We start from the raw sequence: 26,509 nt of genomic DNA on the forward strand, positions 1-26,509 counted from the left end.
TCCGGCCTTCTCGGCCTGGGCGCTCAGTCCGAAAGAATGCCGTGGCGGCGCAGAAAGCCGTCCACCAGTTGCAGCCGCGTCAGCGGGTCGGGCAGCGCCATCAGCTTGTGGCGGGTGGGCAGCGGAATCGGCAGGATCTCGCACCAGCGGTTGGCGACCCAGCCGGCGTCATCGAGCTGATACGGTGCCATGAAGGGCTGATGACCCTGCGTCTCCAGCGTCGCCATGGCCTGCTGCAGCGCGGCGGCGCTGGCCTGCAGTTCGGGCGTCAGCGCGGTGGGCATGTCGTCTTCCAGCACCAGCGCCTGGGCCTGCCACAGGCCATCGGCTTGCTGGCGTGGCTCGCTTAGCTCGAAGCGGTGCGTGCCGACGCAGTCGATCTGCAGGATGCCGGGCTGGTCGCTGTCGCAACTGCGGATGCGCGCCAGGCAGCCTTGGGTCTCGAAGCGTGCGCTTTCCTTCGCACTTGAAGCGGTCGATGAGCGCGTCTCGTTGCCCTGGATCAGCGTCACCACGCCGAACAGCGCGTCGTGGCGCAGGCAGTGGCTGACCATGTCGAGGTAGCGCGCCTCGAACACCCGCAGCGCCAGCAGCCCTTGCGGAAACAGCACGGTGCCGAGCGGAAACAGCGGCAGGTCGCGCAGCAGCGCGCCCGGGGTGAGGGTCGCGCCGGGGGTGGTCATGATGCGTCGGCCTCCTTGGCCTCGATTTCGCGGTGTCGCACCAGCGTCGGAATGCGCTCGCGGAAGCGCTGCGCCAGCTGCTCGGCGCAATAGACCGAGCGGTGCTGGCCGCCGGTGCAGCCCACCGCCACCGTCAGGTAGCTGCGCTGGTCCTGGTCGAAGCTGGGCAGCCAGCGGGTCAGGAAGGTCTCGATCTGCGCCAGCATCTCGCCCACCTCGGGCTGCGCCTGCAGGAACTCGATCACGCCGGCGTCACGGCCGTTGAGCGGCCGCAGTTCCTTGACGTAATGCGGGTTGGGCAGCACGCGCAGGTCGAACACCATGTCGGCGTCGCGCGGCACGCCATGCTTGAAGGCAAACGACTCGAACACCAGCGTCAGCGTCGAATGCGCCGCGCCCACCAGCTGCCGCACCCAGCTGCGCAGCTGCGCCGGGCGCAGGTCGCTGGTGTCGATCACGGTGCTGGCCTCGCGCAGGTCGCTCAGCAGGCCGCGTTCCTGCTCGATCGCGTCGATCAGCGCCGAGCGCGACGCGCCCTTTGGCCCTTCCTGCGCCGACAGCGGATGGCGGCGGCGCGTCTCGGAGAAGCGCCGCACCAGCGTCTCGGTGCGCGACTCCAGGAACAGCGTCAGCACTGGCGTGCCTTCGCGCCGCAGCGCTTCAGCCAGTGGCAGCAGCAGCGGCAGGGCGTTGGCGTTGCGCACGTCGGTGGCCACGGCAATGCGGCGCACGCCGGCGGCGCGCTGCAGCCGCAGAAATTCGCGCAGCAGCTCGGGGGGCAGGTTGTCGACGCAGAAGTAGCCGGCGTCTTCGAGCGCATTGAGCGCCACGGACTTGCCCGAGCCCGAGATGCCCGAGATCAGCACCACCGGTTCCATGGCGAGCGTGGCAGCCTGGGGCTCAGTGGCGAGGTGTTGGATGGCGGTCATGGGGGCTGTTCTTGGGCTCGTGCAGAGGTTTGGACGGATGTTCGTGGGGGGTGGCGGCCAGCATTTCGCGCGCATGCGCCAGGCTGGCGCCCGAGAGTTGCTGGCCGCCGAGCATGCGGGCGATCTCGCTGACCCGCGCCTCGGCCTTGACCATGTGGATGTCGCTGTGCACGCCGCTGGCGCTGCTGGCCTTGCTGACGACCAGATGCTGGTCGGCGCACGCGGCCACCTGCGCCAGATGGGTGACGGCCAGCACCTGGCGGTCGTGACCCAGGCGCTGCATCAGCCGGCCGACGGTTTCGGCCACTGCGCCGCCGACACCGGAATCGACCTCGTCGAAGATCAGCGTGCCGCTGGCCGCACCCTGCGCCAGCCGCACCTGGCTGGTCGTCACGGCAATGGCGAGCGCAATGCGCGACAGCTCGCCGCCCGACGCCACCTTGCCCAGCGGGCGCGGCGTGCTGCCGGCGTGGCCGGCAACCAGGAATTCAGCCGATTCGCGCCCGTGCGCCTGCGGCTCGGCCACAGGTTCGAGCGCGATCTCGAAACGCCCGCCGGCCATGCCGAGCTGCTGCATCGCCGCCGTCACGGCCAGCGCCAGTTGCGGCGCAGCAGCCTGGCGCGCGGCGCTGACCTGCGCGGCCTCGTGCTCGAAGGTCTGCAGCGCGGCGTGGGCGGCAGCGTGCAGGCTGTCGAGGTCGGTGGCCGCGTCAAGCGCGCGCAACTCTTCTTTCCAGCCCGCCAGCGTCGCCGGCAGGTCTTCGGGCTGGCGGCGGTAGCGGCGCGCCAGGCTCATCCAGGCCGACAGGCGCTGGTCGAGTTCGGCCAGCCGCTCGGGCTCCAGCTCCGTGCGGCGCAGGCCGGCGTTCAGGCTGTGGGCTGCGTCGGCCAGCTGCGCCTGGGCGCTTTGCAGCACTTCCAGCACGCCGGCCAGCGTCGGATCAAAACTGGCAACGGCACCCAGCGCGGCAATGGCGTGGTCGGTCAGACCGCTGGCGCTGATTTCGGCCTCGCTCAGCGCATCGAGCGCCTGCTGGCTGGCATCGATGATGGCTTGTGCGTGCGCCAGCCGCTGGTGCTCGGCGTTGAGTTCGGGCCATTCGTGCTCGCCGGGCGTGAGCTTGGCCAGCTCGCCGATCTGCCAGGCCAGCCGTTCGCGTTCGCGCTCCAGCTCGCCGCCGCGCTGCTGCGCCGCCACCAGCTGCGCCTGTCGTTCGCGCCAGGCGCCCCAGGCCTGCGCCAGCGCGCTGGTGTCCAGGCCGGCGTAGGCGTCGAGCAGCGCACGCACCGAGGCCGGCCGCGTCAGGCTCTGCCAGGCGTGCTGGCCGTGGATGTCGACCAGCTGCTCGCCCAGCTCCTTGACCTGCGCCATGGTGGCGCTGCTGCCGTTGATCCAGGCGCGGCTCTTGCCCTGCGCGTCAACGGTGCGGCGCAGCAGCAGGGTGTCGTTGGGCGCAAAGCCGGCCTCGTCGAGCCAGGCGGGAAAGCTGGGCGGCAGGGCGTCGAATTCGGCGCTGATTTCGGCGCGGGCGGCGCCTTCGCGCACCACGCCGGCATCGCCCCGGCCGCCGAGCGCGAGTTGCAGCGCGTCGATCAGGATCGATTTGCCCGCGCCGGTCTCACCGGTCAGGACGGTGAAGCCGGCATCGAGTTCCACTTCGAGCGTGGTCACGATGACGAAGTCACGCAGCGAGAGTCGTTTCAGCATGGCTCACAGGATTCAGGGCTGATTTCAGGACGGGCTGTCACCGGACACCGCGCCTTCATTCCAGTGCAGCTTGCGCCGCAGCGTGGCGTAGTAGTTCCAGCCGGGCGGGTGCAAAAAGCGCACCCGGTGCGCCGAGCGCCGCACGCTGATGCAGTCGCCATGCACCAGGCTGGCAAACGACTGCATGTCGAAGTTGACCACCGGCTCGCGCCCGGAGACGACGCGGATGCTGACCTCGCCCGAGTCCGGCAGCACGATCGGCCGGTTCGAGAGCATGTGCGGCGCAATCGGCACCATCAGCAGGCCGGCCACGCCCGGGTGCAGGATCGGCCCGCCCGCCGACAGCGCGTACGCGGTCGAGCCGGTGGGCGAGGCCAGGATCAGCCCGTCGGCGCGGAAGTTGCCGACGAACTGGCCATCGACCTCGACCCGCAGCTCCACCATCGCGGTCGCACCGCTGCGCAGCACCACGTCGTTCATGGCCACGGCCTCGAAGATGCTCTCGCCGTCGCGCAGCACGCGGCCTTCGAGCATGGCGCGGTGTTCTTCCTCGTAGTCGCCCGTCAGCACCGCGTTCAGCGTGCGCGCCATGGCGTCGACCGGCACATCGGTGATGAAACCCAGCCGGCCCTGGTTGATGCCCACCATCGGCACGCCGTAGCGGGCCAGGTCGCGCGCAATGCCGAGCATGGTGCCGTCACCGCCCACCACGATGGCGATGTCGCACTGGCGGCCCAGCTCATCGGCCTCCAGTGCCGGGTAGCCGGTGATGCCGGTGTTCAAGGCGGTGGTGGCCTCCACCGACACCTCCAGCCCGCGGCGCGTCAGCACGTGGGCGATGTCTTCTAGAAGCGGGCGCATGCCGTGGGCCTGGTATTTGCCCACCAGCGCCGCGTGGCGGAAACGGCTGGTCATGCAGGAAATTACACCACAGCGATATGGCGCAACCGTGGCGCAATTCACGCCCGATCGGCCGGGATTCGGGCGCCGGCAGCGTCCACCTAAAATCGGCCCATGCTGGATGACCGCGCCAAGATGCTGCTCAAAACCCTGGTCGAGCGATATATCGCCGACGGCCAGCCCGTGGGTTCGCGCACGCTGTCCAAGACGGCCGGGCTGGAGCTCTCGCCCGCCACCATCCGCAACGTGATGTCCGACCTGGAAGAGCTCGGCCTGATCGCCAGCCCGCACACCAGCGCCGGTCGCATTCCCACCGCGCGCGGCTACCGCCTGTTCGTCGACAGCATGCTCACCGCCCGCCCGTTGGCGCTGCAGTCCGCGGAAGCCGGCGGCCACTCGCTGCGCGAGCAGCTGATGCCCGACCAGCCCAAGCGCGTGATCGCCCAGGCCGCGCAGATGCTCTCCAGCCTGAGCCAGTTCGTCGGCGTGATCACCGCGCCCAAGAAGGCCGGCGTCTTCCACCACATCGAGTTCCTGCGCCTGGGCGACCGCCGCGTGCTGCTCATCCTGGTCGCGCCCGATGGCGACGTGCAGAACCGCGTGCTCTACAGCGCGCACGACTACACCCAGAGCCAGCTGATCGAGGCCAGCAACTATCTCAACGCCCACTACGCCGGCCTCAGCATCGAGGCCGTGCGCGAGCGCCTCAAGACCGAAGTCGACGCGCTGCGCGGCGACATCGGCGTGCTCATGCAGGCCGCAGTACAGGCCGGCAGCGAAGTCGCCACCGAAGAATCCGAACAAGTCATCGTCAGTGGCGAGCGCAACCTGCTCGGCGTGCAGGACTTCGGCGGCGACCTCGGCTCGCTGCGCAAGATGTTCGACCTGTTCGAGCAGAAGACCCAGTTGCTGCGCCTGCTCGACGGCTCCAGCCGCGCCGAAGGCGTGCGCATCTACATCGGCGGCGAAAGCGGCGTCGTGCCGATCGAAGAACTCTCCGTTGTCTCGGCCCCCTACGAAGTCGACGGCCAGGTGGTGGGCACCCTGGGCGTCATCGGCCCGACCCGCATGGCCTACGACCGCATGATCCAGATCGTTGACATCACCTCCCGCCTGGTCGGCAACGCCCTGAGCCAGAAGCCGTAAAACGCGCCACTCGCCCACCTACAATGCGCGTCGATCCTGAGGGCCGTTAGCTCAGTTGGTTAGAGCAGAGGACTCATAATCCTTTGGTCGTTGGTTCAAGTCCAACACGGCCTACCAATCAAATCAAGCACTCGGCCTCGTTCTTTGGACGAGGCTTTGTTGTTTTTGGCAGGCCTGCAGGCCCCCTCACTGCCTGCTGACCTCCACCCGCCGCGCCTCGGCGGCCCCTTCCGGGCCGCCGAGTTCCACGAAGACGGGTGGCTTCATCTCGATGCGGGTTTCGGCCATGCCGGCGGCTTTCAGGGCGTCCCTGACGGCCAGGGCGCGGGCCTTGGCGAGGGCTTCGTTCTGGGCCTTGTCGCCGGTCGGGTCGGTGTAGCCCGTGATCGTGACCCGGGTGTTGTCCTGCTGGAGCAGGGCGGCCAGGGTGTCGATCTTGGTGCGCTCATCCGGGCTGACCGTGGCGGCGCCGAGGTCGAAGTAGATCTTGCCCAGCAACGCTGGCGCGACGGCGGCTGGTGCCGGTGCGGTGGCAGGGGCTGAAAGGACGGGTGTGCTGGCGGGCTGAGAGGTCCACCGGTTGGTCAGCAGGCCCCACAACAGCACCAGCACGCCCGCACCGATCACCCAGGGCAGCCAGCGCGCCATGCTGGATTTGGTGGCGGCCGTCGCTGCGCTCGTGGCGGCAGTCGCGCCGCCTGCTACGGCTGTGCCGGCGCGTCTGGCGGCCTCGGGCGCCTGGCTGCCCAGTCCGCCCAGGAAGGCTGCAGGGCTTGCAAAGCCCAGTGCGCCGCTCATGCGGCTGTCGAGGGCGCCTTGCAATTGGGGCCCCTGGCTGGCCAGCAGCGCGGAAAGCGCGTTGGCGTCGAGGCCCTTGTCGCCGATGAACTTCTTCAGGAAGGTCAGTGCCAGCGGCACCACCATGCCCAGCAGCCGGGTGGCCGACGAGTCCTTGATGCCACTCATCGATGACAGCATGCTGGCGAGCGCACCGCCCTTGTCGCCGAGCAGGGCCGGCACCAGGCTGCCGCTGCCCGCCGCCAGCAGGGCGCTCATGCCCTGACCGCCGCCGCCCAGCAGCCCGGCGAGGTCGCCGAGCGAGCGGGTGTCGAGAGGGGCCCCGTTGATGAGCGACATCAGCCCCGACGCGCCCTGCGGCGTCGCCCCCTTCTGGGCGATGCTGCCGAGCACGGCCGGCAGCAGCGCGGTCAGGGCGGACTGGGTGGCGCCGGGGGATTCGCCCAGAAATGACCCGGCCAGCTTCGAGAAGTCATCCCCCAATGCTTGTTGGGCCAGAGAGAGCAAATTGATGTTCATGCCGGTGTCCTTTTTCCTGGTGCGGGGCGGAGGGCGTTGCCGCCGATCGGGCGACCAGGAATTCTTCAGCGGCAGGCGCGAGGGCTGTTGCGCGGAGTCAATGGGCGGGAGATTCGCGCCAGGGCATTCATGGTCGAATCCGCCGGTATCCGGACTCCGTCAATCCCTGTCATGAACACTTTTCCCCGGTGGCTGGTCGCGCTCGGGTTGGCCTTGCTGGCAGCCCCACCCTTGTCGGCCCAGGAGGCTGCTTCAGGAACGCTGCGGGAGCGTTGGAAGCAGCGCGTGGAGACGCGCCGGGCGAATGCGGAGGTGAGCGCCCCCGCGCTGGGTCCGGGCACGCATGCGCTGGATGTCTCGTTCGCGGGCCACCGGCGGCACGCGCTGGTCCACCTGCCGCCCCGTTACGACGCGGCTCGTGCCGTGCCGGTCGTGTTTGCGTTTCACGGCGGCGGTGGCAGCGCGCAATACATGGCCGATGACAGCCGTTATGGCTGGATTTCCAAGGCCGATGAAGAAGGCTTCGCCGTGGTCTTTCCCGGGGGCTACAGCAAGTTTCCCGGCGGCCGTCTGGCGACCTGGAATGCCGGGGCCTGCTGTGGCGCTGCCCGGGATCAGCAGGTGGATGACGTGGGTTTCGTGCGATTGCTGCTGGACCGTGTGGCGCAGCAGGTGAGCGTGGACCGCCAGCGCCTCTTCGCCACCGGCATGTCCAACGGCGCCATGATGGCTTATCGCCTGGCCTGCGAAATGGCTGACGTGTTCCAGGCCGTGGCGGCGGTGGCGGGCACCGAGGCCGTCAGCGACTGCCGGCCTGCCCGGCCGCTTGCGGTGCTGCACATTCATGCCCGCGATGACACGCATGTGCTCTTCGGCGGGGGCGCAGGGCCGGACGCCTTTCGTGACGCGGGCCAGGTCACCGACTTCACCTCGGTGCCGGAGACGGTTTCCCGCTGGGTGACGCGCAATCGGTGCGATGCGTCCGAGGTCCAGCGCAAGACCTGGCCCGGGGCTTCCTGTGAAACGCATTCGCGGTGTGCCGCAGGTGTTCGCGTCGACCTGTGCGTGACCGACTCGGGCGGCCATTCCTGGCCGGGCGGAGGCGTCACGCGGCGAGGAAAAGCGCCCTCGTCACAGGCGCTTTCCGCCACCGAGGAGGCCTGGGCCTTCTTTCAGGCGGCCAGCCGGCGCTGAAGACCGGGCAGGGCGCGGTTCAGCGGCCTGCTTTCTGCACCTGCCGTGCCCCCTGCGCCATCCGCACCAACTCCGTCACCGGCTCGGGTCGGCCGAACAGGTAGCCCTGGAAGACGTGGCAGCCGAAGCCGGCGAGGCGGTCGCGCTGGTCGGGCGTTTCGACGCCTTCGGCCACCACCGTCATGCCCAGGTGGCTGCCGAGGTTGACGATGGTGCGGGCGATGGCGGCGTCGTGGGCGTCGGTGGGGACGTCGCGCACGAAGGAGCGGTCGATCTTGAGCTGGTCCAGCGGCAGGCGCCGCAGGTAGGTGAGCGACGCGTAGCCGGTGCCGAAGTCGTCGAGCGCAAAGCCCACGCCGCGTGCCCTGATGGCCTGCATCTTGGCGATGCTGTCCTCGACGTTGTCGAGCATCATGCTTTCGGTCAGTTCGAGCTTGAGCCGCGCCGGTGTGGCGCCGGTGCGGTCGAGCACGTCGATGACCTGCTCGACGAAGTGCGGGTCGCGCAACTCGCGTGCGCTGACGTTGACCGACAGCGTCAGCTGCCCCAGCACCGGGTCGCCGGCCCAGGCCGCCAGCTGCGTGCAGGCGGTCTGCAGCACCCAGCGGCCGAGAGCCTGGATCAGGCCGCGGTCTTCGGCGATGGTGATGAAGGCCTGCGGCTCCAGCAGCCCGCGCTGCGGGTGCTGCCAGCGCACCAGTGCCTCGGCGCCCAGCAGATGTTCCTGGGCGTTGACGACCGGCTGGTAGTGCAGCACCAGTTCGCCCTGCTGCAGCGCGTGGCGCAGCTCGCCTTCCAGCGTGGCGCGCTGGCGCATGGCCTGCTGCACGGTGGCGTCGAAGAAGCGCAGCGTGTTGCGGCCGGCGGACTTGGCCTGATACATGGCCAGGTCGGCGCGCTTGAGGAGTTCGTCGACCGTGTCGCGGTGGCCGCTGAACAGCGCCACGCCGATGCTGGCGCTGCTGTGGCAGTTTTCGTCGGCGATGGCGTAGGGCTGGCTCAGCGCGGCCAGGATCTTCTCGGCCGCGCTTTTGGCTCGCGAGGCGGCCGCTTCCGGCATGTCGCGCAGGTCGGCGTTCAGCATCACGACGAATTCATCGCCGCCCAGGCGGGCGACGGTGTCGCCCTCGCGCACGCAGGCGCTCAGGCGCTGGGCGACTTGCTGCAGCAGCAGGTCGCCCTTGTCGTGGCCGAGGGTGTCGTTGATGTCCTTGAAATGATCGAGGTCGATGAAGATCAGCGCGCCTTCGCGGTGCGCGCGGGCGCTGATGGCCATGGCCTGGTGGAGTCGGTCCTTCATCAGGCGCCGGTTGGGCAGGCCGGTCAGCGGGTCGTAGAAGGCGAGCTGGGCGATCTCTTCCTCGCGCGCCTTGCGTTGCGAGATGTCGAGCATGGTGCCGACGTAGCGCGTCACGGTGGCGTCGCTGTCCTGCACGGCGGTGATGGTGAGCCATTCGGCGTAGATCTCGCCGGTCTTGCGCCGGTTCCACACCTCGCCCTGCCAGGAGCCGGTGCGCCTGAGCACCTCCCACAGGTCGGCGTAGAACGTGGCGTTGTGCCGGCCTGACTGCAGCAGATGCGCGGTCTGGCCGATGGCCTCGTCGGCGCTGTAGCCGGTGATCTGGGTGAAGGCCTTGTTGACGCGCTCGATCACGCCGCGGGCGTCGGTGATCATCATGCCTTCCTGGGCTTCGAAGGCGGTGGCGGCCAGGCGCAACTCGGACTCGTGCTGGCGGCGCTCGGTGATGTCGGTGATCGTGATGCGCAGGGTCCAGGGGCCATTGCCCTGGGTGTTGCCCTCCCGTGCCCGCCGGCCATCCAGCTGGGCGTGGAAGCGATGGCCCTCGGGGCTGCAGGCCTCCAGCTCGATGCGGCCGTGCCGGTCGTGCTGCAGTAGCGCGCGGGCATGCTTGAACCAGCGGTCACGCTCGGCCGGCACCAGATAGCGCTCGAACCGGCTGCCCACCAACTGGGCGCGCAGCTGGCCCAGCAGCTGTGCGCAGGTCAGGTTGGCCTCGGTGATGAGGCCGTCGGCGCTCAGCGTGAAGTAGCCCACCGGGGCGCTTTCATAAAGATCGAGGTAGCGGTCGCGCGCCGCCTCCAGCGCGGCCTGCGTGCGCCGCAGCTCCTCGTTCTGCATCTCGAGTTCGATGCGGTGCACGTCCAGTTCGTGCGCCAGTTCACTGGCGGGGCGGGATGGCGGGGTGGCGGTACGCTGCCGGCGCGCAGCTTGCTTTTCGGCCTGCACGCGCAGCCGCCGGGCAGATTCCAGGGGCTTGGGCTGCGCGCGTTTCATGAGGGTCAGGCCGGGTTGGGCAGGGTGGCTTCGGGCGCGTCTTCAATGGCCAGCAGCACCAGATCGCCGATGCCGGATTTTTCGACGATGCGGCGTGCGCTGATCTGCAACTGCCGCAGCCCGAGGCCGGGGAAGTCGTGCGTCAGGGGCCTGCGCTCGAAGCTGTGCGCCTGTGGCAGCACGGTCTCCAGCAACTCGTGCATGGCCGGAAAATCCCACAGCCGTTGGCTGAGCTGGAAGAACGGTTGCCCTGTGGGCGGCGGTGTCTTCAGCCCGAAGGCCTGGCAGAAGGCGGTGTTGGTCGAGAGGGTGTTCAGGGCGCCGTCCAGCACCACCAGCGGCTCGCGCACGGTGTTGACCACCGCTTCGGCCAGGTCGCGGGCCTTGTGGACGGCCAGCGCCTGCACGCGCTCGGTCACGTCGGCGAAGGTCAGCACCACGCCGTCGATCAGGTTGTCCACCGTGCGGTAGGGCTGGATGCGCGCCAGATACCAGGTGCCGCTGGCGGTACGCACCTCGCACTCCACCGGCACCAGCGTGTCGAGCACGGTCTGCGCGTCGGCCAGCAGGTCGACGCCCTGCAGCTCGCTGCGGATGTCGGCCAGCGGCCGGCCCACGTCGGTGGCCATCAGGCGGTAGGTCTTGGTGGCGTCGCGGGTGAAGCGCCGGATCAGCAGGTGGCGGTCCAGGAAGATGGTGCCCACGCGGATGTTGTCGAGCAGGTTCTTCATGTCGTCCTGCATGTCGGCCATCTGCTCGATCTTGATCTGCAGCTCGGAGTTGACCGTGACCAGCTCCTCGTTGACCGACTGCAGCTCTTCCTTGGAGGTCTCCAGCTCCTCGTTGGTCGACTGCAGTTCCTCGTTGGTGGACTGCAGTTCCTCGTTGGTGGACTTGAGTTCTTCGTTGGAGGCCTGCTGTTCTTCGAGCATGGCCATCATGTTCTCCTTGGCGTGGGCCAGTTCCAGCTGCAGCGCGTCAATGACGTGGGCCTGCTCCGATGGCTTGGCGCGCGAGCGGCGCACCGGCTTGCCGGCCATCTGCAGGTCGGCCGCGTCCTGAAAGCTCACCAGCAGCAGGGTGGGGCTGCCGTCGGGCTCTTCGATGGGGCGCACCCCCAGCACAACGGTCTGGGTGCTGGCGCTGGTTGATCCCGCGCCGGGGGTTTTGAGGTGGACCGCGCGCTGCAGCGTCGGCTCGGATTGGCTGGCCACGCGGCGCAGTGCTTCGCGCAACTCCAGCTGCAGGCCGTCGCGCGCCATGTCGACCACGTTGTGCGACGGGTGTCCGGGCGCCGGACGCAGAAACCGGCCGGTCTCGCCATGCACGTAGAGGATGTTGCCCTGCAGGTCGGTTACCACCGCCGCGGGCGCAAACGACTGCAGCAGCGCGCGCCGCGCCAGCTCGCCGATCTGCGGCTCGCGGACCGTCGGGGCGGCGTCCTGCTGCGCGCGGCTGCCGCTTGCGGCGGCCCAGGACAGCCCGCTGCTGAGCACCGCCCGCGTCGAGGCGATGGTCGGCTTGGCGCGGTAGAGCTTCCACTTGCGGCTGATCGGGTCGAACAACTCGGTGTGGCTGCCGACGCTCTCCGACGGCGACAGGAACAGCACGCCGCCGGGCTTGAGCGCGTAGTGGAACGCCGGGATCAGCCGGTTCTGCAGCTCCGGCTCCAGGTAGATCATCAGGTTGCGGCAGGCCAGCAGGTCGAGCCGGGTGAAGGGCGGGTCCTTGATGACGCTCTGCACCGCGAACACCACCATCTCGCGGATCTCTTTCTTGACCCGGTAGCCGTTGTCCTCCTTGATGAAGAAGCGCCGCAGCCGCTCGGGCGACACGTCCTGCGCGATGTTGGGCGGGTACAGCCCGGCGCGCGCGGTGACGATGGCGTCGTCGTCGAGGTCGGTGCTGTAGAGCTGCACCTTGAACTCGCGGTGCGTGCTGTCCATCAGCTCGCGCAGCACCATGGCGATCGAGTAGGCCTCCTCGCCGGTGGCGCAGCCGGCCACCCAGACGCGCAGCACATAGCTCTCCGGCTTGTCGAGCATCAAGGCCGGCAGGATGTCGGACTTGAGCTCGGCAAAGGCCTGCGGGTCACGGAAAAAGCTGGTCACGTTGATGAGCAGTTCGCGGAACAGCGCATGCACCTCGGCGGGGTTGTCCTTGAGGTAGCGGGCGTAGACCTCGGTGTCCTCGATGTTGTGCTGCACCATGCGGCGCTCGATGCGCCGGCCGATGGTGCTTTTCTTGTAGAGCGAGAAATCGTGCCCCGTGACCGAGCGCAGCAGCATCAGGATCTTGGTGAAGCCGCTGGCGGAGTTGGCCGCCGGCAGGGTCACCGCCTGCCGGATCGGCAGCGCGCGGGTGCCGTCGCGCAGTGCCTGCGGCATTTTCTCGATCACCATCACCTGGGCGTAGCCGGACTGCGCCGCGCTGCTGGGCATGCCGTCGTACTTGGCCGTGCTGGGTTCCTGCACCAGGCACAGGCCGCCGGCGCCGAAGATGGCGCGCAGGCCCAGCGTGCCGTCGGTGCCGGTGCCCGAGAGGATGATGCCGATGGCGTCCTCGCCCTGGTCCTCGGCCAGCGAGCGCAGGAAGGCGTCGATCGGCATGCGCTGGCCGCGCGGCTCGGTGGGCAGGCTCAGCTGCAGCGCGCCATGGAAGATCACCATGTCCCGGTTGGGCGGAATGACGTGCACCTGGTTGGGCGCGACCTGCATCTGGTCCTGCGCCTCGATCACCGGCATGGGGGTGCTGCGCTGCAGGATCTCGGTCAGCAGGCTGGCGTGGCTCGGGTCCAGGTGCTGCACCACCACGAAGGCCATGCCGCTGTTGGCGGGCATCAGGTGGAAGAACTGCTCCAACGCTTCCAGCCCACCGGCTGATGCGCCCAAGCCGATGATCGGAACGTGGTCTGAAGGGGAAGACCCGGCCGGTCCTGTCGCTGGAGATGCTGTCCTTGTCCTGCTCGCGCCTTTGCCGGCGGGAGACCGGGTCGGTGCTTTTCTGTTCGTCACGCTGCTGGCCTTTCAATCGCTGGGTCCGGATCATGGCCCCAGGCTGTGACTAAATTCTCACAGATCAACGGTTGTTTCACGCCGAGGCGTGGCCGCCCCTGCCTCACCCGAATTTGCTCATTTGCCGGCGCGTTGCGCTGGCGCAAGCGCACGGTCCCGCCGCCGGTGTCCTGAACCACGTGCCGACTTGTGGGAGCATTGGTGCCGTTGGCGCTCAACGAAAGTGCTGCTTCGGCCCCTGCATGATTTCTCAACTGCTGCACCCCCAAGAGACTGAACGGCTGCGCCTGTTGAAGGCGCTGGAGTTGCTCGACACCCCGCCGGAGCCGGTGTTCGACCGTGTCACGCGCCTGGCCGCCCGCGCCCTGGGCGTGCCGATCACGCTGGTGACGCTGGTCGACGAGCAGCGCCAGTGGTTCAAGTCCCGCGTGGGTGTCGACCTGACCGAGACACCGCGCAGCCAGGCGTTCTGCGCCCATGCCATCCTGGGCACCGAGCCGATGGTGGTGCCCGACGCGCAACTCGATGCGCGCTTTGCCGCCAACCCGCTGGTGACGGGTGGGCCGGGCATCCGCTTCTATGCCGGCGTGCCGCTCCTGACGCAGGCCGGGCTGCCGATGGGCACGCTGTGCGCCATCGACGACAAGCCGCGCACGCTCACGCCCGATGAACTCGACACGCTGCGCGATCTGGCGGGCATCGTCATGCAGGAAATCCAGCTGCGCGAGACGCTGGTGCTGGCGCGCACGCGCCTGACGCAGGTCGATGCGGACATGGCGTCCAGCGAGGCCCGCTTCCGGGCCGTCTTCGAGCGCGCTGCCGTCGGCATCGCCACGGTGGCGCCCGATGGCCGCTGGCTGGGCGTGAACGACGCGCTGTGCAACATCCTGGGCTACAGCGCCGACGAGCTGAAGTCCCTCACCTTCCAGGACATCACGCACCCCGAGGACATCGACGCCGACCTGCAGTACCTGCAGGACCTGGTGAGCGGCAAGATCGAGCGCTACGAGATGGAAAAGCGCTACCTGCGCCGCGACGGCAGCAGCACCTGGGCGCGCCTGAGCGTGGCCAAGAAGCTGTCGGCCACCGGCGAGCTGGAGTACTTCGTCTCGGTGGTGCAGAACATCCAGGCGCGCAAGACCGCCGAGGCGGCGCTGGCCGCGCTGCGCCACGAGCTGGAGCAGCGCGTGGAAGCACGCACCGCCGAACTGCGCATCAGCAACGAACAGCTCTCGCAGGCGATGGCCCAGCAGGCGCGCGTCAAGCAGGTGCTGCGCAAGCGCGAGGCCGAGCTGAGCGCGGTGATCGAGAACGCCAGCGACGCCTTCGTGAGCATCGACCACCACAGCCTCATCACCGCCTGGAACCGCCAGGCCGAGGCCACGTTCGGCTGGCGCGCGGACGAGGCCATCGGCCGTTCGCTGTCCGAGCTGATCATTCCCCCTGAGCACCGCGCCGCCCACCACAAGGGCATGCTGCGCTACCTGCGCACCGGCGTGGCGGTGGTGCTGGACCAGCGCATCGAGCTGCCGGCGCAGCGCCGTGACGGCAGCTCGATTCCGGTCGAGGTGCGCATCCGTTCGCTGGAAATCGACGGCCAGATCCTCTTCAACGCCTTCCTGCACGACATCAGCGAGCGCAAGGCCGCCGAGGCCGAGCGCGAGCAGGAAGCCCGCCACGACCCCGTCACCGGCCTGCCCAACCGCCGTGCGCTGATGGAACTGCTGCCGCAGGCCATGGCCCGCACCCGGCGCAGCGGCACGGCGCTGGCGGTGATCTTCCTGGACCTGGACGGCTTCAAGCAAGTCAATGACAACCATGGCCACGACGCTGGCGACGCGCTGCTGCACGACATCGCCCAGCGCCTGCGCCGTGGCGTGCGCGAGTGCGACACCGTGGTGCGGCTGGCCGGCGATGAGTTCGTCATCGTGCTCGAAGGCCTGGGCGCCGCAGGCGACGAGGCCCTGCCACTGGCGCAGAAGCTGTTGGGCCTGATCGCGCCGCCGGTGCGCCTGGGCGCGGCGGCGGTGCACGTGAGCGCCAGCATCGGCGTGGCGCTGCATCTGCCGGCAGCGGCCTCGGTGGCCGCTGACCTGATGAAGCGCGCCGACGCCGCCATGTACGAGGCCAAGCGCGCCGGCAAGGCGCAGGTTCGGGTGGCCTGACGCTGGCGCCTATGCCACTGATGGCCGCTTATGGCGCTGGCGCGTCGGCCGTGTCGGCCATCTCCACCGGCACCTGCAGCCCGAGCTTGAGCGCGTCGATCACCACCTGGGTGTTGATGCGCCGGATCATCGGGTTGTCTTCCATCAGCCGGGCACACCAGGCGTCGTAGTCGGCCATGTCGCGCGCCATCACGATCACGACCAGATCGACCTGGCCCGTGACGTAATAGACCTGCTGCACCGCGTCCTGCCGGTCGGCCCAGGCGCGGAAACTGGCCAGCGCCTGGTAGTTGTCTCGCTCGATCTCCAGCCCGGCCACCAGCGTGATGCTGCGGCCCACGGCCTGGCGGTCGAGCACCGCCACCTCGGCGCGGATCACGCCCTGCGCGCGCAGCCGCTTCAGGCGCCGCTGCACGGCCGACGCCGACAGGCCGATCTGGCTGGCAATCGTCTCGGCCTTGAGCTGGCAGTCGCGCTGCACCAGGTCGAGGATGTGGCGGTCGAACGCGTCAAGGGTGTCGGGGCTGGGGCGCATCGCGGCGAGTCTAGTCGGGGCGGTGCACAACTTGTGCGCCAGGGGCGCCGCGCCTGCGGCCTGTCCGCAGCGCAGCCCGCCAGCTTGCCGCTTTGCCGCGCGCAGGCTGGCCAGAATCAGCGCCGATGCCAACCGACCGCGACTCCACCCCCCATGCCGCCTGGTCGGTCGCCACGCAGGCGCTGCACGCAGGCCTGCAGATCGACACCGCCACCGGCGCCATTGCGCCCGGCGTCTCGATGTCGGTCAACAACCTGTTCGCGCCCGGCGAGGCAGCGTTCTCGGCCGACGGCATCGACGACCTGGCCCAGCTGCCCTACCTGTACGCCCGCTGGGGCAACCCGACCGTGCGCCAGCTGGAGCTGCGGCTGGCCGCGCTCGAAGGCGCCGAGGACGCGCTCGCCACCGCCACCGGCGTGGCCGCGATGGCGGCGATGTTCTTCACGCTGCTCAAGGCCGGCGACCACCTGATCGTGAGCGACGTCTGCTACGCCGGCGCCAACGAACTGGCGCGCAAGCTGCTGCCCGACTACGGCATCGAGGTCACGGCGGTCAACCTGTCGGACCTGGGCGCGCTGGTCGCCGCACTGCGCCCCAACACCCGGCTGGTGCACGCTGAGACGCCCTGCAACCCGCTGCTGCGCCTGACCGATCTGGCGGCGGTGGCGGCCATCACGCACGCGCACGGTGCGCTGCTGTCGGTCGACTCCACGCTGGCCACGCCGGTGGCGACGCGGCCGCTGGCGCATGGCGCAGACCTGGTCATGCACTCGCTGACCAAGTTCATCAACGGCCACGGCGATGCGCTGGGCGGCTGCGTCATCGGCCGGCGCGAACTCATCGCCCGGCTGCGCGCGCGGGCCGGCGTCTACCTGGGCGCGACCCTGAGCGCGCACAACGCCTGGCTGATCCAGCGCGGCATCGACACCCTGGGCGCCCGGCTGCAGATTGCCAGCCAGACCGCCGGCGCGGTGGCGCGCTGGCTGGCCGGGCACCCTGCGGTGCGCGCCGTGACCTATCCCGGCCTGCCCAGCCACCCGCAGCACGCGCTGGCGTGCCGGCAGATGGCGGTGTTCGGCGCGGTCATCACCTTTCAAACGGATAACGCGCCCGCCGTGGCCGAGCGCCTGGCGCAGCGGCTGCGGCTGGTGCATTACGCCTTCTCGATCGGCCACCAGCGCAGCCTGATCGTGCTGCTGCAGACCGCCGACATGATGCGCAGCACCTACGGCCTGCAAGGCGAGGCGCTGGCCGACTACCGCCGCTATGCCGGCGACGGTGTCTTCCGCCTCAGCATTGGCCTGGAATCGCCCGCCGACCTGATCGCCGATCTGGCGCAGGCGCTGCCGACGGATGCGCCCTGAGTTGTGCCCTGATTTTTTCAACCCGATTTCCAACCTGACCGAGCTGTACCCATGAAACTGATCCCCACCCGCCGCCTGCTGATCGGCGCCTCCGCGTTCTGCCTCGTCGGCCTGCTGGCCGCCTGCGGCAAGACCGACACCCCGTCCGCCGAAGTGGCTGCGTCCGCCGCCGCCCCGGCGCCCGTGGCCCGCGTCTACAGCGTCGGCACCGACGCGGTCTACGCGCCGTTCGAGTCGCAGAACGAGAAGGGCGACATCGTCGGCTTCGACATCGACGTGGTGAAGGCCGTGGCCGCTGCCGCCGGCATCGAGGTCAAGTTCGTCAACACGCCGTGGGAAGGCATGTTCAACACGCTCGGCCAGGGCGACCGCGACATGCTGGTCTCGGCCATCACCATCAACGACGAGCGCAAGCAGTCGATGGACTTCTCGGATCCGTACTTCGACGCGCGCCAGCTGATCGCCGTGCCGGCCAACTCCAAGGTCACCCGCTTCACCGACCTGAAGACGCTGCGCGTGGCGGTGCAGACCGGCACGACCGGCGACGAGGCCGCGTCCAAGCTGATGGGCAAGACCAACACCAAGCTCAAGCGCTTCGAGTCGACGCCGCTGGCGCTGAAGGAGCTGGAGAGCGGTGGCGTCGACGCCGTGGTGGCCGACAACGGCGTGATCGCGCACTACGTGGCCAACAACACCGGCACCAGGTTCAAGTCGGTCAGCGACGCCGAATTCGCGCCCGAGCAGTACGGTCTGGTGGTCAAGAAAGGCAATGCCGAACTGCTGGCCAAGCTCAACCAGGGCCTGGCGGCAGTGCGTGCCGACGGCACCTACGGCCGGATCTACACCCAGTACTTCGGCGACGCCCGCTAAGCCATGACGGGCGCCACCCCCGCCAACGTCATCGCCCGCTGGCTGGCCGAGCAGCCGCGCCTGATCTTGGACGGCGCGCTGGCGACCGAACTGGAAGCGCGCGGCGCCGACCTCAACGACCCGCTGTGGTCGGCGCGCCTGCTGCTGGAGCAGCCCGAGCTGATCCGCCAGGTGCACCTGGACTACTTCCGCGCCGGCGCCGACGTGGCGACCACCGCCAGCTACCAGGCCACCTTCGAGGGCTTCGCCCGCCGGGGCATGACCCCGGCGGAGGCCGAAGCGACGATGCGCCTGGCGGTGACGCTGGCGCTGCAGGCACGCGACCAGTTCTGGGCCGAATGGCAGGCCGCGCCGCCTTCGCCCGAGTCAGCGGCCTGGCGCCGTCGGCCGCTGGTGGCGGCCTCGGTCGGCCCGTACGGCGCGATGCTGGCCGATGGTTCGGAATACCGCGGCCATTACGGCCTGGACGAAGACGCGTTGATGGCCTTCCACCGCCCGCGCCTGCGCGTGCTGGCGGACGCCGGCGCCGACCTGCTCGCCTGCGAAACCATTCCCTGCCTGGCCGAGGCGCGGGCGCTGGCGCGGCTGCTGCAGGAGTTGCCCGGCACCAGCGGCTGGATCAGCTTCTCGTGCCGCGACGGCGCGCACAACAGCCAGGGCGAGCCGTGGGCGGATTGCGTGCGGGCGCTCGACGGTTTTGAGCAGGTGGCCGCCATCGGCATCAACTGCACCGCGCCGCAGCACATCGAGCAACTGGTGGCCACCGCGCGGGCGCACACCGCCAAGCCCATCGTGGTCTACCCGAACGCGGGCGAGCATTACGACGCCGTCCGCAAGCAGTGGCTGGTGGTCAACGGCTGCGAGCACGCGCCGTTTGCCGATCAGGCCCTGCGCTGGGCCGGTGCAGGCGCCCAGCTCATCGGCGGTTGCTGCCGCACCGGCCCGGCCGACATTGCCGCGCTGCTGCAGCGCTGGACGGTGGGCAGGGCCTGAGTTTTCAGCCGCCGTTTTTCAGCCGGCCGGGGTGCCGGGCGCGTTGCGCCGGGCGACCCAGAAGGTGGCGCCTTCGCTGCCGTAGCGCTCGGCGTGCGGCACGCCGTGGTCGAGCGCGAAGCCGTCGCCGGCCTGCAGATGCCGCACCATGTCGCCCTGCGTGAGCCAGAACTCGCCGCGCACCACCAGGGCCTGCACCGCGAAGGCGTGGGTGTGGGTGTCCAGTACCGCCAGCGGCGGCCATTCGCGCACCAGTACCTCGTCGAAGCCCTGCGCTTTGGCGGCGGTTTCAAAGTCGGCGAAGGTGGTGGGGTCGGCGGCGTTGAACAAGGCAATCTCCTGCGGCGTGAGGCGTGAGGCGTAAGGTGGGCGGGCGTGGTTCAAACCGCCGGCAGCCGGCCCAGGATCCGGGGCGAGCCATCGGCGGCGGCCTGCAGTATGAAGCCTTCGCCGGAGTCGGCGCTGGCGCCGGTCAGGTCGGCCAGCACGAAGTTGTGCGTGACCCAGACTTCCAGCCGCCCGCGCTGCGCGGAGGCTGCCCGGAGCGCCTGTTGCAGATCCTGGAGGCGTGCATTCCGGGTGGCCGGCTCTACACCTTCGGGCGAGCCCAGCGCCGCCCAGGCGTCGGCGCGGTCGAAGGCGAGGGTGGCGGTATCGACGCAGCGGCACCACGGACTCGACCGCACCTGAGCCGGTGGCAGGGCACGGGCTCTGAACCACTCGCCCAGGCGGCGCGCCTGCGCGCGTCCCGCATCGCTCAGGTTGCGTTGTGTGCTGCAGTCACCGAGCCGGAACTGCGGCGGGTCGTACGTGCCCGGCGCCTGGGCGTGGCGCAGGGCGACCACCACGCCGCCGGTGCGCAGCAGCGCCTCGGCGTTGGTTTCGGTGGCCCAGGTGGCGGCGGGCCAGGCCAGGCCTGCAGCCAGAAGGTGACGGCGTCTGAGCATGAAGGGTCTCCGATGCAATGAATTCGCATCGATTGGAGCCGTTATTGCTTTGGCGCCTCCAGCCAAGGTCTTGCGCCGGGTGCCGGCCGGATGCGGCTTACTTTGGCTTGGCCGGCGGTGGGTCCGGCAGCAGGCAGGCTTCGCTGACCTGCAACTCGTTGTCGCGGGCGAAGTTCATGACGAAGTCCCAGGCCATCGGTTCGAGGTCGCGCAGCGCCTCGTTGACCACCACGCACTTGACGTTGCCCAGCGAGGTGGGCACGCAGTAAGGCGAGTAGCCGATGGCGCCGCCCAGGCCGCCGAGCCGGCCGGAGCCGCCGCCGGGGCGGAAGCACGACAGGGTGCCGGCCAGGCGCTCGGCCCAGTCGCTGGGACGAAAAGTGCGGCCCTCGCGGGTGACGCCTTGGATGAAGATTTCGCGGGGTTTGATGGGTGTTGTCACGTGGTGCAGCCTGGCCGAGCCAGCCCTCGTGGTGCATGCGCTGGGTCTGTATTGTGCTGCAGTGCAGCAGTCGACCCCAACAAGAGGGGCTGCGCGATGCGGATGGAGGCGGCTGTCGCCGGGCTGTCTGTCATGGGCGATCCTTACAATCGATTCTTTGTTTTCCCAGCCACTGAAGCAGGAGATGTGCCGATGAATGCGCCGATGAGTACTGCCGCGCCAGTCACCGAACCCCACGTGATGAAGACCTACGGCCGCCTGCCGATCGCCTTGTCGCATGGCCGAGGCTGCCGCGTGTGGGACACCGCCGGGCGCGAGTACCTCGACGGCCTGGGTGGCATCGCGGTCAACACGCTGGGCCACGCGCACCCCAAACTGGTGCCCGCGCTGCAGGACCAGATTGCCAAGCTGATCCACTGCTCCAACTACTACCACGTGCCCCAGCAGGAAGAGCTGGCGGCCAGGCTGTGCGAGCTGTCGGGCCTGACCAACGCCTTCTTCTGCTCGACCGGGCTGGAGGCCAACGAAGCGGCGCTGAAACTCGCGCGCAAGTTCGGCCATGACCGTGGCATCGAGCGCCCCGAAGTCATCGTCTACGAGCGTGCCTTCCACGGCCGCTCGATCGCCACGCTGTCGGCCACCGGCAACCCCAAGGTGCAGGCCGGTTTCGGCCCCTTGGTGGAAGGTTTCGTGCGCGTGCCGCTGAACGATCTGGCGGCGGTGGAAGAGGTGGCGCGCACCAATCCGAACGTGGTCGCGGTGTTCCTGGAGACGATTCAGGGCGAAGGTGGCGTCAACCCGACGCGCTGGGACTACCTCAAGAGCCTGCGCGCGCTGTGCGACCAGCAGAACTGGCTGCTGATGCTCGACGAGGTGCAGTGCGGCATCGGCCGCACCGGCAAGTGGTTCGCGCACCAATGGGCCGGCATCCAGCCTGATGTGATGCCGCTGGCCAAGGGCCTGGGCTCGGGTGTGCCGATCGGCGCGGTGGTGTGCGGCCCGAAAGCCGCCACCATCTTCCAGCCCGGCAACCATGGCACCACCTTCGGCGGTAACCCGCTGTCGATGCGCGCGGGGGTCGAGACCCTCCGCATCATGGAAGAAGAAGGCCTGATGCAGAACGCCGCCCGCGTGGGCGCCGCGCTGCGCGACGGCCTGGCGCGCGAGCTGGCCGGGGTGGCTGGCGTGGTCGAGATCCGCGGCGCCGGGCTGATGCTGGGCATCGAGCTGGACCGGCCCTGCGGCGTGATCCTGACCCGCGCGCTCGAAGCCGGCCTGCTGCTGAGCGTCACCGCCGACAGCGTCGTGCGCCTGGTGCCGCCGCTGATCCTGACCGAGGCTGAAGCCGCCGAGATCGTCGCCATCCTCTGCCCGCTCATCAAGGCCTTCCTGGCCGAGGGCGGTGCCGCATGAAGCCCGGCCACACCCTCATGAAGCACTACCTGCAGTTCAAGGACCTGCGGGCCGAGGAGTACGCCTACCTGTTCGAGCGTGCCCGCATCATCAAGACGCGCTTCAAGAACTACGAGACCTACCGCCCGCTGGTCGACCGCACGCTGGCCATGATCTTCGAGAAGGCCAGCACGCGCACCCGCGTCAGCTTCGAGGCCGGCATGTACCAGCTCGGTGGCTCGGTGGTGCACCTGACCACCGGCGACAGCCAGCTGGGCCGCAGCGAGCCCATTGAGGACAGCGCCCGCGTCATCAGCCGCATGACCGACATCGTCATGATCCGCACCTACGAGCAGACCAAGCTCGAACGCTTTGCCGCCCACAGCCGCGTGCCGGTCATCAACGGCCTGACCAACGAGTTCCACCCCTGCCAGATCCTGGCCGACCTGTTCACCTACCTGGAACACCGTGCCACCGTGGGCGCGCGTGGCTACGACCTCAGCTGCCTCAAGGGCAAGGTGGTGGCCTGGGTCGGTGACGGCAACAACATGGCCAACACCTGGCTGCAGGCGGCCGAGATCCTGGGCTTCACCGTCCACGTCAGCACGCCCAGTGGCTACGGCGTCGACCCGGTCGTGGCCGGCATCCGCTCGAACGACTGCTACAAGGTCTTCACCGACCCGCGCGAAGCCTGCCGCGACGCCGACCTGGTCACCACCGACGTCTGGACCAGCATGGGCTACGAAGCCGAGAACGAGGCCCGCAAGACCGCCTTCAACGACTGGTGCGTCGACGCCGCCATGATGTCCGCCGCCAAGCCCGACGCCCTGTTCATGCACTGCCTGCCCGCCCACCGCGGCGAGGAAGTCGCCGCCGAAGTCATCGACGGCCCGCAGAGCGTGGTCTGGGACGAGGCCGAGAACCGCATGCACGTGCAGAAAGCGCTGATGGAGTACCTGTTGCTGGGGCGCATCGGCTGAGCCGCAGTTTCATGCATCGGTTTCAAACCGATTACATCCCTTTGCTAGGATCAATTTTGGAAACCCTCAGAAAGTTTCGCTGATTGATCAACCCGTACAAACCCACGCAAAGGATCTTCATGAAAAAGCTCATCGCCCTCGTCGCTTTCGTTGCTGCCGCCCCGATGGCTTTCGCGCAAGCCAACAACGTCGGCAGCTGCGGTCTGGGTTCCAAGGTGTTCCAGGGCCAGAAGGGTATCGCGCCGCAAGTGCTGGCTGCGACCACCAACGGCACCTTCGGCAACCAGACCTTCGGCATCACCTTCGGTACGCTGGGTTGCACCCAGGACGGCGTGGTCAGCTCGAACTGGAAGACCGCCATGTTCATCGATGGCAACCGCGTGGCCCTGGCCCGTGACGCTGCTGCCGGCCAAGGCGAGTCGCTGGACGCGCTGGTCGCCGTGATGGGCGTGTCCGATGCTGACCGCGCCTACTTCGTCAGCACCGTCAAGGGCCAGTTCTCGACCGTGTTCGGCAACGACACCGTCGCCCAGAACCTGCGCACCGTGCTGCTGGCCGACGCGCGTCTGGCCGGCTACGCCAAGACGATCTGATCGTTTGAAGGATGGGCGGGCGCAGCGCCTTGGGTGCCGCCGCCTCGCCAACCGGGCCCAGCTTGTCTGGGCCTTTTTATTGGGCCGAGAGATTGGCCGAGAGAACGCTGCCTATGAATGTCCGCATCTGGTCGTGCCTGTGGCTGGTGCTCGGCTGTCTCTGGGGCGGCGCTGCGCTGTCGGCTGAGCCGTCCGGCTATCTGGCGGAACTGCAGGCTCGCGCTCGCCTCGAAGGCCTGGCGCGGCAGGACGCCTGGCTGGCGCTGCTGCACTACAGGCGTCAGCCGCTGACGGGCCACTGGCGCAGCCTGGCGGACGACGCTGGCTTCTTCAACGCGCCCGATGGGAATGTCGACCCCGCGGCCGAGCTGTCGGCCACGCTGGCAGCGTTCTTCGACCCGCGTCCCGTTCACGCCGCCAACCAGCCAGCGCAGTGCCGCTTCCCGGCGCGCCTGAACTGGTTGCGCCACACGCTGCAGATCGACCTGCCGCGCCTGCCCGCCGTGAACTGCGAGCGTTTCGACCAGTGGCGCGCCGGCCTCAAGCCGCACAGTGTCAGCCTCATCTTCCCGACCGCCTACGTCAACAGCCCGGCGTCGATGTACGGCCACACCTTTCTGCGCGTCAACCAGGGCGCGCCCGGCTCGGTCAACCCGACGCTGGCCTACACCATCAACTACGCCGCCGACGGCAGCGAGTCCGAGGGCCTGGCCTACGCCTTCAAGGGCCTGGCCGGCCTCTATGGCGGAAGTTTCACCACCACGCCCTACTACCGCCGCATCGAGGAGTACACCCACCTCGAAAACCGCGACATCTGGGAATACGACCTGGCGCTCAGCGACGCCGAGATCGACCAGCTGCTGGCCCACACCTGGGAGCTGGGCTTCACCCGCTTCGACTACTACTTCTTCGACGAGAACTGCTCCTACCAGCTGCTCTCGCTGCTCGACGTGGCCCGCCCCGGCCTGAACCTGACCGACGCCTTCACCTGGTGGGCCTTGCCCGTGGACACCGTGCGCGCCCTGTACCGCGTGCCGGGGCTGGTCACCGGCGCCCGCTTCCGGCCGTCCAACAGCACCGACATGGCGTGGCGCGCCAGTGCGCTGGACGACGCCACGGTCGCCCAGGCGCGCGAAGTCGGCCTGGGCCTGCGCCCGCCTGCCGCGCTGCTGCCCGCGTCCGCTGACCCTGCCTTGCGCGCCCGTGCGCTGGAACTGGCCGAGCGTTACGCCGCCTACCGTGGCGCCGTCGACGGCCTGGGCGAAGGCCCGGTGCAAAGCCTGCGCATGGCCGTACTGGGCGAGCGCGCCCAGCTGCCCACCGTCACCACGCCACCCGTGCCGGTGCCGATCCAGCCGCAAGAGGGCCACGCCACCGGCCGCGCCGACCTGCTGCTCGGCCAGCGCAACGGCGTGAGTCAATGGCGGCTGGCGCTGCGCCCGGCGTATCACGACCTGGGTGATCCGGAGGCGGGTTTCCAGCGCGGCGCGCACATCCAGTTCGGCGCGCTGGAACTGTCTGGCGCCGCCGGACAGGGCGTGCGGCTGGAGCGGCTGACGCCGGTGGACATCATCTCCCTCACGCCCGAGGCCCGCCTGATCGGCGCCACCTCTTGGAAAGCCCGCTTCGGCCTGAGCCGCGAATTCGGCCGTGGCGATGCGCAGGCGCCGCTGGTGCTGGACATCAACGGCGGCCCCGGCCGCGCCTGGGAACTCGGCCGCAGTCAACGCGCGCTGGCCTTTGCGCTGCTGGACAACCAGCTCTGGTGGAGCCCCGGCGCCGCCCCCGATCACGCCGGCCGTGGTTGGGCGGTCGGCACCGGCGTGCACGCCGGCGTCATGTTCGATCCCACCGCGACCTGGCGCCTGCAGCTCGACGCCCACTGGCGCTACATGCTCGGCCGCGCACCCAACGAAGCCGCCTACACCGTGCACTCGCGCCACGCTCTGGGCCCGCAAGACAACCTGATCGTGCAATGCGAGTGGCAGCAGCGCGGCAGCGCACCGGCGCGGCGCGAGTGCCTGGCGGGTTGGCAGCGGTATTGGTGAGGCCGGTGGGCGGGGCGGGTTACGCCGCCACCCGCGCCCGCCGCAACACCGCCCGCAACTGCCGTGCAGAACTGAAGCCCGCCAACTCGGCTGCGGCTCGGTCATTGCCGCCCCGGGCCAGGGCCTGATTGGCCAAGGCGAGCCGCACGCTCTCCACATAAGCGCGTGGCGTCAGGCCGGTGAATTCCTGGAACAGCCGGTTGAGGTGGCGCGGCGTCACGTGTGCCACCGCCGCCAGACGTTCGGCTGACCAGTCCTGTTGCGGCTGGGCGCCGACGGCGTCCTGCACGCGGTGCAGCGCCGGGTGCAGGTGATCGCGGTGCGCCAGCAGCGCGGAGCACTGCGGCGCCTGCCCGGTGCGGCGGGTGAACACCACCATGACCTGTGCCACCGCGGCCACCAGCGCGTCGCCGCAGACACCGGCGATGCAGTGCAGCGCCAGGTCGATGCCGGCGGTGACGCCCGCGCTGGACAGCAGCGGGCCGTCTTCGACGAACAGTTGGTTGCCCTGCACCTGCGCGGCAGGGGCGAGGCGCGCCAGATCGTCGAGCAGTTCATGGTGCGTGGTGACGCGACGCCGGCCGATCAAGCCGGCGTCGGCCACCAGCAAGGCGCCACTGCAGACCGTGAGCAGCCGGTGCGGCGTGGCGTCGGCGCCGTCCATGGCCGGCCCCAAGGTTCGGGCCAGCCAGTCGCGCGCGGCCAGCCAGGCGGGTTGGTGCGCGACCACGTCGGCCGCCTCGCCGGGCCGGCCCAGCAGCATCACCCAGGTGGGGGTGGGCAGGCTCGCCGGCAGCGGCTCCAGCGCCGCCAGCTGCAGGCCGACCGACGACGTCACCTGCGTCTGCGGCCCGGCAAAGCGCATCCGGAACCGGTCCGGCTGGCCGCGCCGGTGCAACTGCTGGTTGGCGAGCCGGAAGGCCTCGGCCGGCCCGGCCAGATCGAGCAGCAGCGTGTCCGGCAGCACGATGAACAGCACGTCGATCATGGCAA

General features: G+C 69.3%; 22 protein-coding genes and 1 tRNA gene. 11 read left to right on the plus strand and 12 right to left on the minus strand.

What is annotated here, in order from left to right:
- Positions 1-23: 23 nt before the first annotated feature.
- The 4 genes from AC5IG3_RS13110 to AC5IG3_RS13125 are packed head-to-tail and all read right to left on the minus strand — an operon-like array spanning position 24 to position 4,235.
- Positions 24-683, minus strand: coding sequence for an LON peptidase substrate-binding domain-containing protein (locus AC5IG3_RS13110; RefSeq protein ID WP_491906721.1), 660 nt, complete (start codon positions 681-683; stop codon positions 24-26).
- Positions 680-1,612 carry an RNase adapter RapZ gene (gene rapZ / locus AC5IG3_RS13115; protein ID WP_491906722.1) on the minus strand — a complete coding sequence of 311 codons (933 nt, stop codon included), beginning with the start codon at positions 1,610-1,612 and terminating at the stop codon, positions 680-682. The genes AC5IG3_RS13110 and rapZ overlap by 4 nt, the downstream gene beginning before the upstream one ends.
- The gene (gene recN / locus AC5IG3_RS13120) at positions 1,584-3,320 is read right to left on the minus strand and encodes a DNA repair protein RecN (RefSeq protein ID WP_491906723.1); all 1,737 of its coding nucleotides are present in this window, start codon (positions 3,318-3,320) and stop codon (positions 1,584-1,586) included. The genes rapZ and recN overlap by 29 nt, the downstream gene beginning before the upstream one ends.
- 24 nt (positions 3,321-3,344) lie before the next feature.
- A complete protein-coding gene (locus tag AC5IG3_RS13125; protein ID WP_491906724.1) occupies positions 3,345-4,235 on the minus strand; it encodes an NAD kinase in 891 nt (296 codons plus the stop codon).
- Between the two features lie 99 nt (positions 4,236-4,334).
- Between AC5IG3_RS13125 and hrcA the strand changes: the two genes are divergently transcribed.
- A complete protein-coding gene (gene hrcA, locus AC5IG3_RS13130) occupies positions 4,335-5,366 on the plus strand; it encodes a heat-inducible transcriptional repressor HrcA (protein ID WP_491906725.1) in 1,032 nt (343 codons plus the stop codon).
- 40 nt (positions 5,367-5,406) lie between these two features.
- A tRNA-Ile gene (locus AC5IG3_RS13135) sits at positions 5,407-5,483 on the plus strand.
- Positions 5,484-5,552: 69 nt separating this feature from the next.
- Here the strand turns inward: AC5IG3_RS13135 and AC5IG3_RS13140 are convergent.
- Entirely contained in the window at positions 5,553-6,683 is a 1,131-nt protein-coding gene (locus AC5IG3_RS13140) for a DUF937 domain-containing protein (protein WP_491906726.1), read from the minus strand.
- A 171-nt stretch (positions 6,684-6,854) separates the two neighbouring features.
- Here AC5IG3_RS13140 and AC5IG3_RS13145 point away from each other — a divergent pair, with 171 nt between their 5' ends.
- Positions 6,855-7,877 (plus strand): extracellular catalytic domain type 1 short-chain-length polyhydroxyalkanoate depolymerase, encoded by a 1,023-nt coding sequence (locus AC5IG3_RS13145; RefSeq protein WP_491906727.1) that lies wholly within the window; start codon positions 6,855-6,857, stop codon positions 7,875-7,877.
- A gap of 19 nt (positions 7,878-7,896) precedes the next feature.
- On the opposite strand, the gene AC5IG3_RS13150 is transcribed toward AC5IG3_RS13145, so the two are convergent.
- Together AC5IG3_RS13150 and AC5IG3_RS13155 are read right to left on the minus strand one after the other, a co-directional pair.
- Positions 7,897-10,173, minus strand: coding sequence for a putative bifunctional diguanylate cyclase/phosphodiesterase (locus tag AC5IG3_RS13150; RefSeq protein WP_491906728.1), 2,277 nt, complete (start codon positions 10,171-10,173; stop codon positions 7,897-7,899).
- Between the two features lie 5 nt (positions 10,174-10,178).
- Entirely contained in the window at positions 10,179-13,064 is a 2,886-nt protein-coding gene (locus tag AC5IG3_RS13155) for a chemotaxis protein CheB (protein WP_491906729.1), read from the minus strand.
- 365 nt (positions 13,065-13,429) lie between these two features.
- Between AC5IG3_RS13155 and AC5IG3_RS13160 the strand changes: the two genes are divergently transcribed.
- The gene (locus AC5IG3_RS13160) at positions 13,430-15,352 is read left to right on the plus strand and encodes a PAS domain S-box protein (protein WP_491906730.1); all 1,923 of its coding nucleotides are present in this window, start codon (positions 13,430-13,432) and stop codon (positions 15,350-15,352) included.
- 28 nt (positions 15,353-15,380) lie between these two features.
- Here the strand turns inward: AC5IG3_RS13160 and AC5IG3_RS13165 are convergent, their stop codons facing one another.
- On the minus strand, positions 15,381-15,887 hold the full coding sequence (locus AC5IG3_RS13165; protein WP_491906731.1) for an Lrp/AsnC family transcriptional regulator: 507 nt from the start codon (positions 15,885-15,887) through the stop codon (positions 15,381-15,383).
- Between the two features lie 125 nt (positions 15,888-16,012).
- Here AC5IG3_RS13165 and AC5IG3_RS13170 point away from each other — a divergent pair, with 125 nt between their 5' ends.
- Genes AC5IG3_RS13170 through mmuM form a run of 3 tightly spaced genes read left to right on the plus strand, consistent with a single transcriptional unit; the run spans position 16,013 to position 19,114 of the window.
- On the plus strand, positions 16,013-17,251 hold the full coding sequence (locus AC5IG3_RS13170) for a trans-sulfuration enzyme family protein (protein WP_491906732.1): 1,239 nt from the start codon (positions 16,013-16,015) through the stop codon (positions 17,249-17,251).
- Positions 17,252-17,302: 51 nt separating this feature from the next.
- Positions 17,303-18,121, plus strand: coding sequence for a basic amino acid ABC transporter substrate-binding protein (locus tag AC5IG3_RS13175; protein WP_491906733.1), 819 nt, complete (start codon positions 17,303-17,305; stop codon positions 18,119-18,121).
- Between the two features lie 3 nt (positions 18,122-18,124).
- Positions 18,125-19,114, plus strand: coding sequence for a homocysteine S-methyltransferase (mmuM, locus tag AC5IG3_RS13180; RefSeq protein WP_491906734.1), 990 nt, complete (start codon positions 18,125-18,127; stop codon positions 19,112-19,114).
- 18 nt (positions 19,115-19,132) lie between these two features.
- Here the strand turns inward: mmuM and AC5IG3_RS13185 are convergent, their stop codons facing one another.
- From AC5IG3_RS13185 to AC5IG3_RS13195, 3 genes are all read right to left on the minus strand, one after another.
- Positions 19,133-19,444 carry a cupin domain-containing protein gene (locus tag AC5IG3_RS13185; RefSeq protein ID WP_491906735.1) on the minus strand — a complete coding sequence of 104 codons (312 nt, stop codon included), beginning with the start codon at positions 19,442-19,444 and terminating at the stop codon, positions 19,133-19,135.
- Positions 19,445-19,494: 50 nt separating this feature from the next.
- Entirely contained in the window at positions 19,495-20,061 is a 567-nt protein-coding gene (locus tag AC5IG3_RS13190; RefSeq protein WP_491906736.1) for a histidine phosphatase family protein, read from the minus strand.
- Positions 20,062-20,158: 97 nt separating this feature from the next.
- A complete protein-coding gene (locus AC5IG3_RS13195; RefSeq protein WP_491906737.1) occupies positions 20,159-20,503 on the minus strand; it encodes a DUF3579 domain-containing protein in 345 nt (114 codons plus the stop codon).
- A gap of 192 nt (positions 20,504-20,695) precedes the next feature.
- Here AC5IG3_RS13195 and AC5IG3_RS13200 point away from each other — a divergent pair, with 192 nt between their 5' ends.
- From AC5IG3_RS13200 to AC5IG3_RS13215, 4 genes are all read left to right on the plus strand, one after another.
- Positions 20,696-21,916 (plus strand): aspartate aminotransferase family protein, encoded by a 1,221-nt coding sequence (locus AC5IG3_RS13200; RefSeq protein WP_491906738.1) that lies wholly within the window; start codon positions 20,696-20,698, stop codon positions 21,914-21,916.
- Positions 21,913-22,875, plus strand: coding sequence for an ornithine carbamoyltransferase (argF, locus tag AC5IG3_RS13205; protein ID WP_491906739.1), 963 nt, complete (start codon positions 21,913-21,915; stop codon positions 22,873-22,875). The genes AC5IG3_RS13200 and argF overlap by 4 nt, the downstream gene beginning before the upstream one ends.
- 119 nt (positions 22,876-22,994) lie before the next feature.
- Positions 22,995-23,468, plus strand: coding sequence for a DUF3015 family protein (locus tag AC5IG3_RS13210; protein WP_491906740.1), 474 nt, complete (start codon positions 22,995-22,997; stop codon positions 23,466-23,468).
- Between the two features lie 113 nt (positions 23,469-23,581).
- Positions 23,582-25,516 (plus strand): lipoprotein N-acyltransferase Lnb domain-containing protein, encoded by a 1,935-nt coding sequence (locus AC5IG3_RS13215; protein WP_491906741.1) that lies wholly within the window; start codon positions 23,582-23,584, stop codon positions 25,514-25,516.
- Between the two features lie 19 nt (positions 25,517-25,535).
- On the opposite strand, the gene AC5IG3_RS13220 is transcribed toward AC5IG3_RS13215, so the two are convergent.
- Positions 25,536-26,504 carry a GlxA family transcriptional regulator gene (locus AC5IG3_RS13220; RefSeq protein ID WP_491906742.1) on the minus strand — a complete coding sequence of 323 codons (969 nt, stop codon included), beginning with the start codon at positions 26,502-26,504 and terminating at the stop codon, positions 25,536-25,538.
- Between the last annotated feature and the right edge of the window lie 5 nt (positions 26,505-26,509).

The sequence above is a fragment of the Leptothrix sp. (in: b-proteobacteria) genome (genome assembly GCF_965250675.1).
Taxonomy (GTDB): domain Bacteria; phylum Pseudomonadota; class Gammaproteobacteria; order Burkholderiales; family Burkholderiaceae_C; genus Sphaerotilus.